The following is a 15,031-nucleotide window of genomic DNA, read 5'->3' on the forward strand; positions in this document are numbered from 1 at the left end:
GGTCAATTCTCGGAAACGGGCCTCGCGCGCGGCACGCGCCAGCGGCTGCGCTGCGCGGGATCGGCCATGCCCCCGGTGTGGCAGGCTTTGCAGGCCTCCAGATGGGTGTTCTGGTTCCGCCAGTAGGCCCGGGCCTCGCCGCCGGTCTCCTGCCGGCGGTCGATGGGCACCTGGGGCCAGTAGAACGTGAGCGCGGGCATCTCGCCCCTCATCTCCAGGGCGTAGAGCGGGCCGGGTTCGGTGCCGGGGCGGCCCCAGCGGTCCTCCAGGGTGCTGAGCACCACCAGGGAGCCCGGCGGCAGGGGGTTGCCGGCCCGGTAGGCGGAGGCGGCGGCGGGATTGGCCCAGGCGCGGATCCACCGGCCGCCGTGAGCGGGAGACTTGACGGGCTCCGCGTGGATGGCCTCGAGGGAGGCATAGTCCAGGGCCCGCACGGGAGCCTGGGCTTCGGGATCCGCCGGCGGCGCGGGGGGCGCCTGGACGACCTTCGCGGGCGAGGGGGCAACGGGCCGGCCGGGATGGGCCAGGGCATAGCCGGAATACCCGGTCGCCAGGAGGGCGCCGGACCAGGCGAGGCCCAGCAGCAGCGCGAGGAGGCCCAGGCTCTGGTGATCCTTCCGCGGGCGGTTCATGGACCAGAGCGCGGGGACCGAGAGGAGCGCCGCGGCGGTGGCGATCACCGCATGGCGGAACAGCAGGGCATCCGCTCCCAGGCCCGAGGCCGGCAGGGGGAAGATCCGCCCGGCGGGAATCAGCGCCGACAGGCGGCCCAGCGCGGGGCCGCTGACCAGCGCGGCGATCAGCCCCAGCAGGCCGACCCAGCCCAGGTACCGGCACACCGTCCACCAGGGGCGCATGCCGCGTCCGGCGCGCTGGGAGGCGAACAGCGCCCAGGGCAGGAGCAATCCGGTCGCCACCGGGAGGTGGGCCAGCAGGGCGTGTTTGAGGGCAATCCATTCCATGGGACCCACGCTCGGAAGGGGCAAGACTCCCCGCAGTCTGCCAGTGTCTGGGAAATCCTGGGAGTGGAATTCCTGTCACAATCGGCGGCATGAAGCAGATCCTCCTCCAGCACGTCCAGGAGTCCGTCCAGCTCAAGCAGGCCTTTTTCACCCGGGAGATGGACCACCTCCTCGCCCAGGCTGACGACATGGCCGAGCGCCTGCGCCGCGGCGGCCGCATCCTCGTCTGCGGCAATGGGGGCAGCGCCGCCGACGCCCAGCACCTGGCCGCGGAGCTGAGCGGGCGCTACCTGAAGGAGCGGCGCGCCCTCGCGGGCATCGCCCTCACCACCGACACATCGGCCCTCACGGCCATCGGGAACGACTACGGCTTCGACCAGGTCTTCTCCCGCCAGGTGGAGGCCCTGGGCCGGCCTGGCGACCTGCTCATCGGCATCAGCACCAGCGGCAACAGCCCCAATGTCATCCGGGCCGCGGCCTCCGCGAAGGAGCTGGGCGTGCGCACCCTGGGCCTGCTGGGCCGCGACGGCGGCAAGCTGGCGGGCCTGATGGACGACGCCCTCGTGGTGCCCTCCACCGTGACGGCGCGCATTCAGGAGATCCACCAGATGATCTACCACTTCTGGTGCGAGGCCCTTGATGCCCAGTTCTGAGCGTGACGGATGATCACCGCTGCGGGACTGCTCGTCTTGGCCCTCCTGGGCCAGCCTTCGCGAACCTACTACTGGCGCGATGCCGGCGGGCAGACCCACATCACCAATACGCCGCCGCCGGCCGACGCGGAGATCCTGGAACCCCCGCCCCCGCCCGCGGTGGAGCCGGGTCGCCTCCGTCCTGCCCAGGCTGGTTCCCAGAACCTGGTCCCCCGCGGGTACCGGCAGGTGACCCTCACTCCCGCCCAGAAACAGGCCTGGGAGGCCCTGGACCAGCACCTGCTCCGGGCCCGGATCGCCAACGACCGCCGCACCCTCGAAGCCGTCACCGATTCCCTCATCCACGACTGCCTCTGGGGCAATGGCCTGTGGGCCATGCCCCTGGTGCCGCTCCTGGCGCTGGCGCTCATGGTCCTCATGGGCTGGTGGCTGGCCCTGGGGCTGAGCACCGCGCTCCGCCTCCCGGTGGTGGGCGGGTTCCTGATCCTGGGCCTCGCCTTCGGCCACCTGCTCTTGAACGTCTTCCTCTACCACCCCCAGGCGGCCCGCCTCCAGCAGAACCTCGAACTCCTCGAGCTCCACATGGGCGGGCGGATCCCCCGGCCCGAACGCCACGCGTTCCTGCTGCAGCGGTATCAGGCTCTGGAACGAACCGCGGAGCCCACCCAGGCTCCCTGGCGCTTCCCGAAGGAGATCCGGGCCCTGCGGGAGGCTGTGAAGCAGGTGATGGTTGACCCCTGACCTTCCGCCCCCCCTGGCGGAGAGGCTGCCGGCGCTCAGGGCCGCCGCGCACGGGGAGCCGCTCGGGCTCTACCTGCACATTCCCTTCTGCCTGGACCGCTGCACCTACTGTTCCTTCGCCACCACCCGGGATCGCGACCTCCAGCCGGCCACGATCCGGCGCCTGACGGCCCAGGTCCGGGCCTGGGGCGAGGCCCTGGAGCGGCCCGCGGTGGACACGCTCTACCTGGGCGGGGGCACCCCCTCCCTGCTCTCCCCGGGGGAACTGGCGGCGCTCACGGCCGCCCTCCGCGACGCCTTCGACCTCTCCCCCCTCGTGGAAGCCACCTTCGAAGCCAACCCCGGCACCGTGGATCTGGGTTGGCTCCAGGGGGCACGGGATCTTGGCTGGGATCGTGTGAGCCTCGGTGTGCAGGCCCTGGATGACGCCCTGCTCGCCCGGCTGGGGCGAATTCACGGGGCGGCGCAGGCTCTCGAGGCGCTGGGGCTGGCCGAGCAGGTTGGTTTCCGGCGGCGCAGCGCGGACCTCATGGTGGGCATCCCTGGACAGTCGCTGTCCAAAGTCATCGAAGATGCCCGCGCCCTCGCCGCCACAGGCATCGACCACCTGAGCATCTACCTGCTGGACCTGGACAAAGCCTGCCCCCTGCGGGCCGAGATCGACGCCGGCCGGCTCGCCTTGCCCTCCGAGGACGAGGTGGCGGACGTGTTCGAGGCCCTCCAGGCCGAACTTCCGCCGCTGGGCCTGGTGCCCTACGAGATCAGCAACTACGCCCGCCCCGGCGGCGAGTCCATCCACAACACCCGCTACTGGGAGCGCCGCCCCTACCTGGGCCTGGGCCCCAGCGCCGCCTCGCAGATGGGCGCCTTCCGCTGGACGGAGACCTCCGTCATCCCCGCCTGGACCCAAGGACGCGGCCGCCTGGACTTCCAGGAGCTGGGCGCCGCCGAAGCCCTGGCCGAGATCCCCCTGCTGGGCCTGCGCCTTCACCGCGGCGTGGACTGGGGGGCTCTGAGGCAGAAGGCGGGGGACCTGAACCTGCGGCCCCTGGCGGATGGGTGGGAGGCGCGGCTGCGGGCCCTCGCGATGGAAGGCCTCACAGTCTGGGAAGGCGACCGGGTGCGCCTCAGCCCCCGCGGCATGCTCATGAGCAACGGCATCCTGGAGATGTTCGTATGACGTACCTCGGCGAAAGCGCCGCCCTGCTCACCTCCGCGTGCTGGGCCCTCAACTCCGTCTGCTTCACCATCGCGGGCCGGCGAGTGGGGTCCGCCAGCGTGAACCTGGTGCGGCTGCTCATGGCCTGGGCCCTGCTGCTCCTGCTGCACCTCGTCCTCTACGGCCAAGTCTTCCCCTGGCAGGCGGGGGCGGTGCGCCTGGGCTGGCTGGGGGTGTCGGGCCTCATCGGCTTCGCCGTGGGCGACGCGGTGCTCTTCGAGGCCTTCGTCGTCATCGGGGCGCGGCTGGCCATGCTGCTCATGACCCTCTCGCCCATCTTCAGTGCTCTCTTGGCCTGGCTGTTCCTGGGCCAGAGCCTGAACCTCCCGAAGGTCCTGGCCATGGCCGTCACCCTGGGCGGCATCGCGTGGGTGGTGTGGGATGGCGGTGATCGCGAGCCCCATCCCCACCTCTGGCGCGGCGTGGCGCTCGGCGTCGGTGGCGCCCTGGGCCAGTCCGTGGGCCTCCTCTTCAGCCTGAAGGGCCTGGCAGGCGGCTTCCCGCCCATCTCCGCCAACCTCATCCGGGTGACCGCGGGCCTGGGCGCCCTGCTGCTCTACTTCGGCGCCAGGGACCGTCTGGGCGGAACCCTGGGGGGCTTCCGCGACGGCCGGGCCACCGCCTACATCGGCCTGGGCGCGGTCACCGGCCCCGTGCTGGGCGTGGTGCTGTCGCTGGTGGCCATCGCCCGGGCCCCCATGGGCGTCGCCGCCACGCTCATGTCCCTGTCGCCGGTCCTCCTGCTGCCTGTCTCCCGTTTCGCGTTCAAGGAGAAGGTGGGCTGGCATGCCATTCTGGGGACGCTGCTGGCCTTGGCGGGCGCGGCGGCGCTCTTCTTCGTGTAGGAGTCCCGATGTCGCTGCGCAAGGATCCCGTCAGCTGGCTCTACCCGCCCATCGAGCCCACCCGGGCGCTGCGCCTGAAGGTGTCGGACCTGCACGAGCTGCATGTGGAGGAGAGCGGCAACCCCCAGGGCAAGCCCGTCATCTTCCTCCACGGCGGGCCCGGCGGCGGCACCAGCCCCAAGCACCGGCGCTACTTCGACCCGGAGACGTACCGCATCATCCTCTTCGACCAGCGCGGCTGCGGGCAGAGCACGCCCTACGCCGAGGTGCGCGAGAACGGCACCTGGGACCTGGTGGCAGACATCGAGCGCATCCGCGTGGAGCTGGGCCTCGAGCGCTGGATGGTCTTCGGGGGCTCCTGGGGCGCCACCATGGGCCTGGCCTACGCCGAGACGCATCCCGGGCGCGTCACCGAGCTGATCCTCCGCGGCGTCTTCCTGCTGCGCCAGCGCGAGGTGGACTGGCTCTACCAGGAGGGCGCCAGCCGCATCTTCCCCGACGCCTGGGAGCCCTACCGCGACGCCATCCCCGAGGCCGAGCGCGGCGACTTCCTGCAGGCCTATGCGAAGCGCCTGCTCAGTGACGACCCGGCCGTGAACCTGCCCGCCGCCAAGGCCTGGAGCATCTGGGAGGGGGCCACCAGCAAGCTCATCCCCGATCCCGACTTCATCGCCTCCTACGGCGACGAGGCCACCACGCTGGCCTTCGCCCGCATCGAGTGCAGCTACTTCCTGAACAAAGGCTGGATGGACGAGGCCCAGCTGCTGCGCGATGCGGGGAGGCTCAAGGGCATCCCCGGCGCCATCGTCCAGGGACGCTACGACATGGTCTGCCCCATCGAGAGCGCCTGGGCCCTGTCGAAGGCCTGGCCCGAGGCCGACCTCGTCATCGTCCCCGACGCCGGCCACAGCGCCTACGAGCCCGGCATCTCCCGGGCTCTGGTGGCGGCGACGGACCGATTCGCCGGCTGAGGCTCCGGATCCCGCCTCCCCCAGCGCGGGTCAGGCGGGGAAGACCTCCTCTTTGGCGTTCTTCAGGATGGCGACCACGGCCGGATGCACCAGCCGCCGCGCGGCGCTGATGGCGTAGACGCGCTCCTGCAGGCCCTCCAGGCCGCAGACCCGCCGGACGCCGTAGCTGCGGCAGACCTCCTCCGCCAGCGCCGCGGGCGCCGTGAAAAAGCCCTCCCCCTCCGCGCCGAAGGTCTTCAGGAGCGCGCTGTCGTCGAAGTCCCCCGCCACCACGGGCCTCAGGCCCTGGCGCTCGAACCAGGCGTCCAGGTCCCGGCGGAGCGCGGTACCCTCCGCTGGCAGGAGGAGGGGCGCGCCGTCCAGGGCCGCGGGGAAGGCCCCCCGGTGGCGCTTGAGGAGGCCGGGCGCCGCGAAGAGGTCCACCCCGCAGACCCCCAGGAGGTGGTTGAAGGCACGGGGCGCGGTCCTCGGAGGACAGGGCACGTCGGACAGCACCAGGTCCACCTCGTGGGCCAGGAGCGCCTGCACCAGCTCGCCCAGGCGGTCCTCCCGGCAGGAGAGCCTCAGGGGCTCCTCGAGGCCCAGGGCCGGCCGGAGGAGCCGGTGGACCATGAGCTTGGGCAGCACGTCCGAGACGCCCACGACGAGCCGCAGCGGCCGCCCCGTGGGCCGGCCCTTGAGCTCGTTCTGGAACTCCCGTCCCAGCGTGAAGATCTCGTCGGCGTAGCGGTAGGCGAGGCGACCGGCCTCGGTGAGCCGGAGGCGGCGCCCGTCCTTCTCGAAGAGCCGCTCCTCCAGGCGCTCCTCCAGCTGGCGGATTTGGGTGCTGAGGGCGGGCTGGCTGACGCTCAGCTCCTCGGCGGCCGCGCGCACCGAGCCCAGGCGGGCCACCGTCCAGAAGTAGAGGAGATGGTGGTAGTTCAGCCAGGCCATGCCGGAAATATATCCAGAAAATGAAACTATTTTTTATAAATTATAAATTTGATGAAACTTATTCCAGGCCGCATCTTGTCCCTGCGCCCACGGGCGCCAGGGAGGAGGACGATGAGGATCGAGGTTCGAAGCTCCGGATTCACCACCAGCGAGGCGCTCCGCGCCCACCTGGAGCGGCGGCTCGGGAGCGCCATCGCCCGCCGGGCCGACGGGATCCTGCGGCTGGTGGTGCGGATGCGCGACGAGAACGGGCCGCGGGGCGGCCTGGACAAGCGCTGCCGGATCGAGTTCGAGCTGCGCGGCGGCCCCCGCCAGGTGGTGGAGGCGGTGGCCGGAGACTTCTACGCCGCCGTTGACGCCGCGTCCCGGCGGCTGGGCCGCGCCGTGGACCGCGCCCTGGACCGGCCCCTCGGTTGACCGGAGGAGACCCCATGAACCGCCTGAAGACCTTCTTGCTGCTCAGCCTGGTCACCGCGCTGCTGGTGGCCTTCGGCGCCCGGATGGGCACGGGCTGGTTGACCCTCGCCATCGCCGCGGCCTTCGCGCTGAACCTGGGCGCCTACTTCTGGAGCCACAAGCTGGTGCTGCGGATGCAGGGCGCCGAGGAGATGCCCGAGGAGGAGATGCCCTGGCTCCACCGTGAGGTGGCCCAGCTGGCCGCCGAGGCGGGCATCCCCAAGCCCCGGGTCTACGTGATCCCGGACGACGCCCCGAACGCCTTCGCCACGGGGCGGAATCCCGAGCACGGCGTGGTGGCCTTCACCGAGGGGATCCTGAGGACGATGCCGCGCCGGGAGCTGCGCGGGGTCATCGCCCACGAGCTCAGCCACATCGTGCACCGCGACATCCTGGTGGCCACGGTGGCGGCCGCCCTGGCCGGAGCAGTGAGCCTGCTGGCCCACGGGGTGCAGTGGGGCGCCCTGCTCGGCGGCGGACGGGAGGACGAGGAGGGCGGAAGCCCGCTGGGGGGCCTGCTGTTCGCGCTGCTGGCGCCCCTCGGCGCCTCGCTGATCCAGTTCGCCATCTCCCGATCCCGGGAGTACCTGGCTGACGAGGGCGCGGCGCGGCTCACGGGCGACCCGGAGGGGCTGGCCCTGGCGCTGCTGAGGCTCGGCCGGGGGCAGGATCCCGAGCGGCAGGGGCCTACGGCCGAGCCCGCGACCGCCAGCTTGATGATCGCCAGTCCCTTCGCCGGCGGCGGACTCCTGCGCTGGTTCAGCACCCACCCCCCAATCGAGGACCGGGTGGCCCGCCTGCGGGCCATGGCTCCGATCCGCCATCGCGCCGCCTAGGCCAAAGGAGACGACGTGGAATCCATCGGTTCGTTCTGGATGTGGGCCGGCTTCCTGGCCTTCGTCCTCGGGATGCTGGCCTTGGACCTGGGGGTGTTCCACCGCCGGGCCCACGCCGTCTCGGTGAAGGAGGCGGCCATCTGGAGCGCGGTGTGGGTGGCCCTCGCCCTGGCCTTCAATGGCCTCCTCTGGGCCGGCTTCGGCGCGGAGCGGGGCATGGCCTTCCTCACCGGCTACCTCATCGAGAAGGCCCTCAGCGTGGACAACATCTTCGTCTTCGTGCTGATCTTCGGCGCCTTCTCCGTGCCCACCACCTACCAGCACCGGGTGCTGTTCTGGGGCATCCTGGGCGCCCTGCTCATGCGGGCCGTCTTCGTCGCCCTCGGCTCGGCCCTGATCGCCAGCTTCCACTGGGTGATCTACTTGTTCGGCGCCTTCCTGATGGTCACCGGCCTCAAGATGCTGCTGCTCCGGGACCAGACCTTCGATCCCCGCGCCAATCCGGTGTTCAGGCTGTTCCGCCGGCTGGTGCCGGCGGTGGAGGGCTACCACGGGCCCGCCTTCACGGTGGTCCAGGGCGGCCGCCGGTTCGCCACCCCGCTGCTTATGGTGCTGGTGGCCGTGGAGCTGACCGACCTGGTGTTCGCGGTGGACAGCGTGCCGGCCATCTTCGCGGTGACCCAGGACCCGTTCATCGTGTTCACCTCGAACATCTTCGCCATGCTCGGCCTGCGCTCGCTGTACTTCCTGCTCGCCGGGGTGGTGGGGAAGTTCCATCTCCTCAAGGTCGGCCTCAGCCTGGTGCTGGTCTTCGTCGGCGCCAAGATGCTCCTCTCCGAGGTCTACAAGGTTCCCGTCGTCTGGAGCCTCGGGGTGATCGCCGGCCTGATCGGCGGCGCCATGCTGGCCTCCAGGCTGTTCCCGCGCCGCGAGGCGGAGGCCCGGTGAGCCTTGCGATCCCGGCGGCCTCAGCCCTTGGACCGGTGCTTGAGGTGGTCGTACACGAACCACGCCACGCCCGCCACGAGGAGCGCGCCGATGACGGCGTCGAGCTTGTGGAAGTACTGGCCCAGGGTGTTCCACTTCTCGCCAAGCTTGTAGCCGACCCAGGCCAGTCCCAGGCACCAGGGGAGGCTGCCCACGAAGGTGTAGAGGTGGAAGCGGGTGCGGTTCATGCGGGCGATGCCGGCGGGCAGGGCGATGAAGGTGCGCACCACGGGCAGCAGGCGGCCGATGATGATGGCCTCTGAGCCGAAGCGCTCGAAGAAGCGGTGGGCCTGGTCCAGGTGGCCCGTGTGCAGCCAGATGTATTTGCCGTACTTCTCGATGGCGCGCCGGCCGCCCCAGGCGCCCACCTCGTAGGCGGGAATGCTGCCCAGGTTGCAACCCAGGGCGCCGAAGATCCCGGCGATCCAGATCTGCCCCGCGGGGCTGCCGGCGCCGATGCCCAGGAAGGTGAGCTTGCCCTGGAAGGCCAGGTAGCCCGCGAAGGGCATGATGACCTCGCTGGGCAGGGGGATGCAGGCGCTCTCGATGGCCATGAGCAGCATGACGCCCAGGGGCCCCATGGCGGCCATGAGGGCCACCATCCAGGCGATGATCGGGGCGAGGAGCTTCTGCAGCATGGCGGCGTCCCAAAAGGACGAGTGTACCGGGCGGATAGACTGGGGTCATGTCCGAAGACCTCGTCCGCAACCGCAAAGCCCTGCACAACTACCACGTCCTGGAGACCTGGGAGGCGGGGATCGCCCTGCAGGGTACGGAGGTGAAGGCCCTGCGGGCGGGCCTGGGCCAGCTCCAGGACGCCTACGTGGACGCCGTGGCCGGGGAGCTGTGGCTCAAGCAGGCCCACATCTCGCCCTACGAGTTCGGCACCTACGCCAACCACGACCCGCTGCGCCCCCGCAAGCTGCTGCTGCACAAGGCCGAGATCACCAAGATGACCGCCAAGGTCGTCCGCAAGGGCCTCACCATCATCCCCCTGGCCATCTACCTGAATGAAAAGGGAACGATCAAGGTCAAGGTGGCCCTGGCCGAGGGCAAGGCCGTGGGCGACAAGCGCGAGGCCCTGAAGGCCCGCGAACAGAAGCGCGAGATGGATCGCATCCGCAAGGGCGCCCGGGAGTAGGCGCCAGAGAATTTTAATGGAGGTGCCGGTCCCCTGCCCGGGGGACGCAGTTTCCCGTGCCCGGCCCGCAGCGCGGAACGACACTGGGCCCGGTGAAGTCCCCTCCGCGCAGGCGGCACATGGAGCAGCCATGAGACACGCATCGGTCGCTCTCCAGGGAATCCTCTCCGTCCTCGTCCTGGGTTGGGTGGGGTGCGGCGGGGGTGGATCGGGGGGCGGATCCTCCTCTCATCCGCCGACGATCTCGAACCTCTCGGTCACCCCCACCGCGCTGTACCAGGGCCATGGCGGGGGGACGGCCACCGTATCCGCCAGTTTCGACTTCACGGACATGGGGGGCGACCTTTCGACCGTGAACCTCGTGATCAAGAACGGGGCCGGGACCACGATCCAGTCCATCAGCGAGCCCATCACGGACGTGACGGGCGTGACCCACGGCAGCCTCTTCGGCCAGGTGACGATCGGCACCACCCAGGCAGACACCTTCAGCTTCCAGATCACGGCCTCCGACAAGCAGGCGTCGGCCTCCCAGGCCCTGAACGGGACCTTCCGGGTGGCACCCGTCCCCTACACGGCCCTGCCAGCCATGCCCACGCCCCGCTACCGCGTGGCCACGGCCACGGTGGGTGGCGTGATCTACGTCCTCGGCGGGGGAGACTCCCTCGGCAACCACTTCACCACCGTGGAGGCCTTCGATCCCGCGACGGGCCTCTGGTCCGCCCGGGCCAGCCTGGCCATGCCGCGCGATCCGGCCGTGGCGGGCGTGATCGGCGGGAAGATCTACGTGGCCGCCGGGGGCTTGAGCCGAACCACAGAGGTGTTCGACCCGGCCGCCGGACTCTGGACCACCGTGGCCCCCCTGCCCACCGAACGGCAGGGTGCCTTCGGCTGCGAGCTGGGCGGCCGCCTCTACGTCGCGGGCGGGAACCAGGGCATGGATCTCACCACAGTCGAGGCCTATGACCCCGTCCTGGACGCCTGGATCACCTGCGCGCCCCTCCCCGTCGCCCGGTCCTGGGCCAGCGCCTGCGCCCTCAACGGAAAGCTCTACGTGGTCGGCGGGTACGCCGGGGGGACCGTGAACCCCTGGCTGGCGCGGGTGGATGTCTACGATCCCGCCACCGACACGTGGTCCTCCGCCCCGCCCCTCCCGGCCGTCTCCGGGGTGTACCAGCACGCCGTCCTGGCCCTCGGCGGCCAGGTGGTGGTGCTCGGAGGCGCCAACGCTGAGCCGGCCCTCACCACGGTGTACCGCTTCGACCCCGGGAGCGGGACCTGGACGCAGGGCGCCCCCCTGCCGAGGCCCCTGGCCCAGTACGGCGCCGGCTCGGCCTCAGGAAAGGGCTACCTCTTCGACGGCCTGGGCACCCTCGCCTACGATCCCGCCAAGGACCTGGGACCCCTGAACTAGGCTCTGTCCCAGCCGCCCTGCGCGAAGCGCGCGAGCTTCTCGTCGCGGGCGCGGAGGGCCATGGCGCGGGCCACGAAGCGGCCGATGGGGTCAACCTCCAGGTTCACCGGGTCGCCGGGGCGCATGGTGGCCAGGGCGGTGCGGGTGACGGTTTCGGGGATGAGGGCCACGGTGAACCAGTCCGTGCCGCAGTCCACCACCGTGAGCGAGATGCCCTCCACGGCGATGGAGCCCTTGGCAGCGGTCATGGACGCCAGCTCCGGGGGCATGGCGAAGCGCCAGATGCCTTCCGCCACGCCGCCCTGGACCTGGGGACGCGCCAGCAGCTGTCCCACGCCGTCCACGTGGCCGGAGACCAGGTGGCCGTCCAAGGGATCGCCCACGCGCAGGGCCGGCTCCAGGTGCAGGGTCGCGCCCAGGGGCAGGCGGCCCAGGGTGGTCTTCGCCAAGGTCTCCTCGCTGAGGTCCGCCTCCCAGGCCCGGCCGTCCACGGCGACGCTGGTGAGGCAGGCACCGTTCACGGAGATGCTGGCGCCCAGCTCCGCGCGCGCCAGCAGGTCCGCCGGGGCCGCGATGCGCAGGCGCGCCCCGCCGGCCCGGGAGGACCGGGAGTCAAGGGTGCCGAGATGTCGGATCAGACCGGTGAACATGGGACAGCTCCGGATCCATCATCGCGCAGCTGGCGACTCCAGGCGGCTGTTCCGCGAGCCGAAGAAGAAGTAGATCACCAGCCCGATGCCCAGCCAGCCGAAGAAGCGGTACCAGGTGATGGCGGGCAGGCCCCTGGCAATCCAGAAGCAGCCGAGGATGCCCAGGGGCGCCACGATCCAGGCGAAGGGCATGACGAACTTCCGGGGAGCCTCGGGCCGGCGCTTCCGCAGGATCAGCACGGCGGCGCAGACGATGACGAAGGCGAAGAGGGTGCCGATGTTGGCCAGCTCCACCACCTCATCGATGTTGAGCAGGGCGGCCGGGATGGCCACCAGGAAACCCGTCAACACCGTGGCGGTGGAGGGAGTCTTGAACCGGGGATGGACCTTCCCGAACCAGGATCCGAGCAGGCCGTCGCGGCTCATGCTCAGGAAAATGCGGGGCTGGCCCACCTGGTAGACGAGGAGGGCCGCGGTGGTGGCGATGACGGCCCCGAAGCTGATGACGGCGGCGATGCCGGCCATCTTGTGCTGGGTGAAGATGTAGGCCAGGGGATCCGCGATGCCCCCCAGCCTCGTGTAGTGCAGCATGCCTGTCACCACCAGGGCCACGGCGGCGTAGATGACGGTGCAGATGACCAGGGAGCCCAGGATCCCCCGGGGCAGGTCGCGGCCGGGATCGCGGCATTCCTCGGCCGTGGTGCTCACGGCGTCGAAGCCGATGAAGGCGAAGAAGATGATGGCGGCGCCGGCCTGGATGCCACGGAACCCGTGGGGCACGAAGGGATGCCAGTTGTCCGGGCTGATGAACTTGACGCCGAGCCCCACCACGGCCAGCAGGATGATCACCTTGATCACCACCATGACGCCGTTCACCCGCGCGCTCTCCTTGATGCCGATGTAGCAGAGCCAGGTGATGACCGTGGTGATGATCACCGCCAGGAAGTTGATGGTGATGGGGAAGCCCGCCACCGTGGGCGCGGCCTTCAGCACCTCCCAGTTGGCGAAGGTGGCGCCGCCGCTGATGAGCCCCGCCTTGGCCTGGGCCAGGGCCTGGAGCTTGGCGCCCAGGTCCATGGCCGGCACCCCCTGGACCAGCTTGAGGGCGCTGCGGGGGTCCATGCCCAGCCAGCCGGGGATGTCCACATGGAGCACCGTGGACAGGAAGCTGCGGGCATAGTCGCCCCAGGAGATGGCCACCGCCACGTTGGAGATGGCGTACTCCAGCAGCAGGTCCCAGCCGATGATCCAGGCCATCAGCTCGCCGAGCGTGGCGTAGGCGTAGGTGTAGGCGCTGCCGGACACGGGGATCATGGACGCCATCTCGGCGTAGGCCAGGGCAGTGAAGCCGCAGATGACCGCCACGATGAGGATGCTGAGGACCAGGCCCGGTCCCGCGGGGAGGCGCCCGTCGGCCATGTTCCCGGCGGCGGCGGTGCCGATGCTGGAGAAGATGCCCGCCCCGATGATGGCGCCGATGCCGAACATGGTGAGGTCGAAGGCCCCCAGGTTCTTCTTGAGCTGGTGCTCCGGCTCCTCGGCGCTGGCGCGGAGCTGCTCCAGGGTTTTCGTGCGAAGGACACGTTCCAGCATGGGGGGCCTTGTGGGGATGAAGGACCATGCTAGCAGGCGGATTTCCGATCCCATGGCGGGGTAGGCTGGAGCCATGAGCACGAAGCAGGAGCGAAGTGCCACTTTGGCGCAGCCGAAGCCCGATGGGCGGGGCGCAGGGAGGCTCCGCCTCGGCAAGCGGAGCGCGCCGGAGCACGCGACGCGTGCATTAGGCGGAGGTGCCGCGTGAGGCTCTGGAACGACCGCCGCCTCCGGCTCTCCCTCACGGGGCTGGGCGTGCAGTGCCTGCTGGCCCTGTTGGCGGTGGGCGCCTTCTCCGTGAACACCGGGAACAACCTGCTCTACCTGGTGTTCTCCTTGATGCTGGGCCTCTTCCTGGTCTCAGGGGTCCTGAGCCGCCGCGCCCTCCAGGGCCTCCGGATCGCCAGCCTCGAGGAGGGCAACCTCTTCGCCCGCGTCCGGGGCGGCCTCCGGCTCCGCCTCCAGGACCAGGGCCGGAACCATGGCCGCGGCCGGATCCGGGGCCTGGAACTCCACCTCACCCTGGAGGACGGCCAGGTGGAGCCCGGCTTCCTGGGCCGGTCCACCTCCGATGGCGAGATCCTGGTGGTCCTCCAGGCCCGCGCGGGCCACCGGGGCTGGACGAAGGCGCGGCGGCTGGAGCTCCGCACCCGCTTCCCCTTCGGCCTGGTGGAGAAGGCCCGCTTCATCGACCTGGATCAGGACCTGCTCATCCTCCCCCACCCCCGCACCCCGCCCGCCTCCCCGGTGGGATGGCGGGGCGAGGGCCATCGCACCGTCACCCAGGAGGGAACCAGCAGCCCAGAGGGGGCACGCCCTTGGCGGGCGGGCGATCCCCCAGGCCGCGTCCACTGGAAGCGCACGGCCCAGCGGAGCCAGCTCTGGGTGCGCACCTTCCACGAGGAGCGTCCCCAGGGCCTGCATCTGCGGCTCGACCTCACCGCCTGGACCCCGGGCCGGCCCTTCGAGCGGGAGCTGGAGCGCCTCTCCGGCGCGGTGCTCCAGGCCCGCCTCCAGAAGCGGGAGGTCAGCCTGGAGCTCCAGGGCCCCCTGGAGACCCGGGAGGTGCGGGGGCATACCTCCTGCTGGCGCGCCCTGGCCCTCGCCCAGGCCGAGGGTTCCGGAGACCCAGCGGCCCCCGAGAACCTCCGCTAATCTGAACGTGACGGAGGCGCCGGTGTTCGACGATCCCCAATCCCCATCCTGGACGCCCCTGCTGGAGGCGGCCTGGAAGGCCCGCGCGAATGCCCACGCCGCCTACTCCCACTTCCAGGTCGGGGCGGCGCTGCTGACCGCCTCGGGCGACATCGTGGCCGGATGCAATGTGGAAAATGCCGCCTACCCCGTCACCCTCTGCGCCGAGCGGGGGGCCCTCAGCGCGGCCGTGGCCGCCGGCCTGCGCCCGGGAGGCCTGGTGGCCGCCGTGGTGGTGACGGACGTGGACATGCTGACGCCGCCCTGCGGCGCCTGCCGGCAGGCACTGGCCGAGTTCGCCGAGCGGCTGCCGATCCTCCTGGCCAACCGCCATGGCCGCGAGCTTCACCGCCTGGAGGACTTGCTGCCCCACAGCTTCACAGGGCGCAACTTCACTTAGACCACAGGATCTATCCAAGTGGGCCCCCGCCGCCTACAC

The 15,031-nt window shown here is 70.8% G+C and carries 17 protein-coding genes; 12 read left to right on the top strand and 5 right to left on the bottom strand.

The window, feature by feature from the left end; translation table 11 throughout:
• Positions 1 to 2: 2 nt before the first annotated feature.
• A complete protein-coding gene (locus tag MLJ35_RS15390; protein ID WP_243383881.1) occupies positions 3 to 962 on the bottom strand; it encodes a hypothetical protein in 960 nt (319 codons plus the stop codon).
• 89 nt (positions 963 to 1,051) lie between these two features.
• Here MLJ35_RS15390 and gmhA point away from each other — a divergent pair, with 89 nt between their 5' ends.
• Genes gmhA through pip form a run of 5 tightly spaced genes read left to right on the top strand, consistent with a single transcriptional unit; the run spans position 1,052 to position 5,391 of the window.
• The gene (gene gmhA, locus MLJ35_RS15395; RefSeq protein ID WP_243322711.1) at positions 1,052 to 1,615 is read left to right on the top strand and encodes a D-sedoheptulose 7-phosphate isomerase; all 564 of its coding nucleotides are present in this window, start codon (positions 1,052 to 1,054) and stop codon (positions 1,613 to 1,615) included.
• Between the two features lie 9 nt (positions 1,616 to 1,624).
• Positions 1,625 to 2,356 (top strand): DUF4124 domain-containing protein, encoded by a 732-nt coding sequence (locus MLJ35_RS15400; RefSeq protein WP_243383882.1) that lies wholly within the window; start codon positions 1,625 to 1,627, stop codon positions 2,354 to 2,356.
• Positions 2,346 to 3,536 carry a coproporphyrinogen-III oxidase family protein gene (locus MLJ35_RS15405; RefSeq protein WP_243383883.1) on the top strand — a complete coding sequence of 397 codons (1,191 nt, stop codon included), beginning with the start codon at positions 2,346 to 2,348 and terminating at the stop codon, positions 3,534 to 3,536. Before MLJ35_RS15400 ends, MLJ35_RS15405 begins: the two co-directional genes overlap by 11 nt.
• On the top strand, positions 3,533 to 4,420 hold the full coding sequence (locus MLJ35_RS15410) for a DMT family transporter (RefSeq protein WP_243383884.1): 888 nt from the start codon (positions 3,533 to 3,535) through the stop codon (positions 4,418 to 4,420). Before MLJ35_RS15405 ends, MLJ35_RS15410 begins: the two co-directional genes overlap by 4 nt.
• An 8-nt stretch (positions 4,421 to 4,428) precedes the next feature.
• The gene (gene pip, locus MLJ35_RS15415) at positions 4,429 to 5,391 is read left to right on the top strand and encodes a prolyl aminopeptidase (RefSeq protein WP_243383885.1); all 963 of its coding nucleotides are present in this window, start codon (positions 4,429 to 4,431) and stop codon (positions 5,389 to 5,391) included.
• Between the two features lie 30 nt (positions 5,392 to 5,421).
• Here the strand turns inward: pip and MLJ35_RS15420 are convergent, their stop codons facing one another.
• Positions 5,422 to 6,324, bottom strand: coding sequence for a LysR family transcriptional regulator (locus tag MLJ35_RS15420; RefSeq protein WP_243383886.1), 903 nt, complete (start codon positions 6,322 to 6,324; stop codon positions 5,422 to 5,424).
• A gap of 111 nt (positions 6,325 to 6,435) precedes the next feature.
• Here MLJ35_RS15420 and MLJ35_RS15425 point away from each other — a divergent pair, with 111 nt between their 5' ends.
• Genes MLJ35_RS15425 through MLJ35_RS15435 form a run of 3 tightly spaced genes read left to right on the top strand, consistent with a single transcriptional unit; the run spans position 6,436 to position 8,564 of the window.
• Positions 6,436 to 6,741, top strand: a complete 306-nt coding sequence (locus tag MLJ35_RS15425) for an HPF/RaiA family ribosome-associated protein (RefSeq protein ID WP_243383887.1) — start codon at positions 6,436 to 6,438, stop codon at positions 6,739 to 6,741.
• Between the two features lie 14 nt (positions 6,742 to 6,755).
• Positions 6,756 to 7,616, top strand: coding sequence for a M48 family metalloprotease (locus MLJ35_RS15430; protein ID WP_243383888.1), 861 nt, complete (start codon positions 6,756 to 6,758; stop codon positions 7,614 to 7,616).
• 39 nt (positions 7,617 to 7,655) lie between these two features.
• Positions 7,656 to 8,564, top strand: a complete 909-nt coding sequence (locus MLJ35_RS15435) for a TerC family protein (protein ID WP_275976463.1) — start codon at positions 7,656 to 7,658, stop codon at positions 8,562 to 8,564.
• A 20-nt stretch (positions 8,565 to 8,584) separates the two neighbouring features.
• On the opposite strand, the gene MLJ35_RS15440 is transcribed toward MLJ35_RS15435, so the two are convergent.
• The gene (locus tag MLJ35_RS15440) at positions 8,585 to 9,241 is read right to left on the bottom strand and encodes a DedA family protein (RefSeq protein WP_243383890.1); all 657 of its coding nucleotides are present in this window, start codon (positions 9,239 to 9,241) and stop codon (positions 8,585 to 8,587) included.
• A gap of 47 nt (positions 9,242 to 9,288) precedes the next feature.
• Between MLJ35_RS15440 and smpB the strand changes: the two genes are divergently transcribed.
• Complete coding sequence (gene smpB / locus MLJ35_RS15445) at positions 9,289 to 9,744, top strand: SsrA-binding protein SmpB (RefSeq protein WP_243322695.1); 456 nt, start codon at positions 9,289 to 9,291, stop codon at positions 9,742 to 9,744.
• Between the two features lie 130 nt (positions 9,745 to 9,874).
• Entirely contained in the window at positions 9,875 to 11,155 is a 1,281-nt protein-coding gene (locus tag MLJ35_RS15450) for a Kelch repeat-containing protein (protein WP_243383891.1), read from the top strand.
• Here MLJ35_RS15450 and MLJ35_RS15455 read toward each other — a convergent pair.
• Positions 11,152 to 11,805, bottom strand: coding sequence for a riboflavin synthase (locus MLJ35_RS15455; RefSeq protein WP_243383892.1), 654 nt, complete (start codon positions 11,803 to 11,805; stop codon positions 11,152 to 11,154). The two genes, MLJ35_RS15450 and MLJ35_RS15455, sit on opposite strands and share 4 nt — an antisense overlap.
• An 18-nt stretch (positions 11,806 to 11,823) precedes the next feature.
• Entirely contained in the window at positions 11,824 to 13,398 is a 1,575-nt protein-coding gene (locus MLJ35_RS15460; protein WP_243383893.1) for an amino acid permease, read from the bottom strand.
• Positions 13,399 to 13,602: 204 nt separating this feature from the next.
• Here MLJ35_RS15460 and MLJ35_RS15465 point away from each other — a divergent pair, with 204 nt between their 5' ends.
• Positions 13,603 to 14,553 (top strand): DUF58 domain-containing protein, encoded by a 951-nt coding sequence (locus MLJ35_RS15465; protein WP_243383894.1) that lies wholly within the window; start codon positions 13,603 to 13,605, stop codon positions 14,551 to 14,553.
• A 22-nt stretch (positions 14,554 to 14,575) separates the two neighbouring features.
• Entirely contained in the window at positions 14,576 to 14,992 is a 417-nt protein-coding gene (gene cdd / locus MLJ35_RS15470) for a cytidine deaminase (RefSeq protein ID WP_243383895.1), read from the top strand.
• Positions 14,993 to 15,031: the final 39 nt, after the last annotated feature.

Source organism: Geothrix alkalitolerans (assembly GCF_022808885.1).
GTDB lineage: Bacteria > Acidobacteriota > Holophagae > Holophagales > Holophagaceae > Geothrix > Geothrix alkalitolerans.

What these genes read in the sequence shown, in the direction of transcription:
- MLJ35_RS15390 (WP_243383881.1), bottom strand. Translation starts at nt 962, where the DNA reads ATGGAATGGATTGCCCTCAAACACGCCCTGCTGGCCCACCTCCCGGTG.
- gmhA (WP_243322711.1), top strand. Translation starts at nt 1,052, where the DNA reads ATGAAGCAGATCCTCCTCCAGCACGTCCAGGAGTCCGTCCAGCTCAAG.
- MLJ35_RS15400 (WP_243383882.1), top strand. Translation starts at nt 1,625, where the DNA reads ATGATCACCGCTGCGGGACTGCTCGTCTTGGCCCTCCTGGGCCAGCCT.
- MLJ35_RS15410 (WP_243383884.1), top strand. Translation starts at nt 3,533, where the DNA reads ATGACGTACCTCGGCGAAAGCGCCGCCCTGCTCACCTCCGCGTGCTGG.
- pip (WP_243383885.1), top strand. Translation starts at nt 4,429, where the DNA reads ATGTCGCTGCGCAAGGATCCCGTCAGCTGGCTCTACCCGCCCATCGAG.
- MLJ35_RS15420 (WP_243383886.1), bottom strand. Translation starts at nt 6,324, where the DNA reads ATGGCCTGGCTGAACTACCACCATCTCCTCTACTTCTGGACGGTGGCC.
- MLJ35_RS15425 (WP_243383887.1), top strand. Translation starts at nt 6,436, where the DNA reads ATGAGGATCGAGGTTCGAAGCTCCGGATTCACCACCAGCGAGGCGCTC.
- MLJ35_RS15430 (WP_243383888.1), top strand. Translation starts at nt 6,756, where the DNA reads ATGAACCGCCTGAAGACCTTCTTGCTGCTCAGCCTGGTCACCGCGCTG.
- MLJ35_RS15435 (WP_275976463.1), top strand. Translation starts at nt 7,656, where the DNA reads ATGTGGGCCGGCTTCCTGGCCTTCGTCCTCGGGATGCTGGCCTTGGAC.
- MLJ35_RS15440 (WP_243383890.1), bottom strand. Translation starts at nt 9,241, where the DNA reads ATGCTGCAGAAGCTCCTCGCCCCGATCATCGCCTGGATGGTGGCCCTC.
- smpB (WP_243322695.1), top strand. Translation starts at nt 9,289, where the DNA reads ATGTCCGAAGACCTCGTCCGCAACCGCAAAGCCCTGCACAACTACCAC.
- MLJ35_RS15450 (WP_243383891.1), top strand. Translation starts at nt 9,875, where the DNA reads ATGAGACACGCATCGGTCGCTCTCCAGGGAATCCTCTCCGTCCTCGTC.
- MLJ35_RS15455 (WP_243383892.1), bottom strand. Translation starts at nt 11,805, where the DNA reads ATGTTCACCGGTCTGATCCGACATCTCGGCACCCTTGACTCCCGGTCC.
- MLJ35_RS15460 (WP_243383893.1), bottom strand. Translation starts at nt 13,398, where the DNA reads ATGCTGGAACGTGTCCTTCGCACGAAAACCCTGGAGCAGCTCCGCGCC.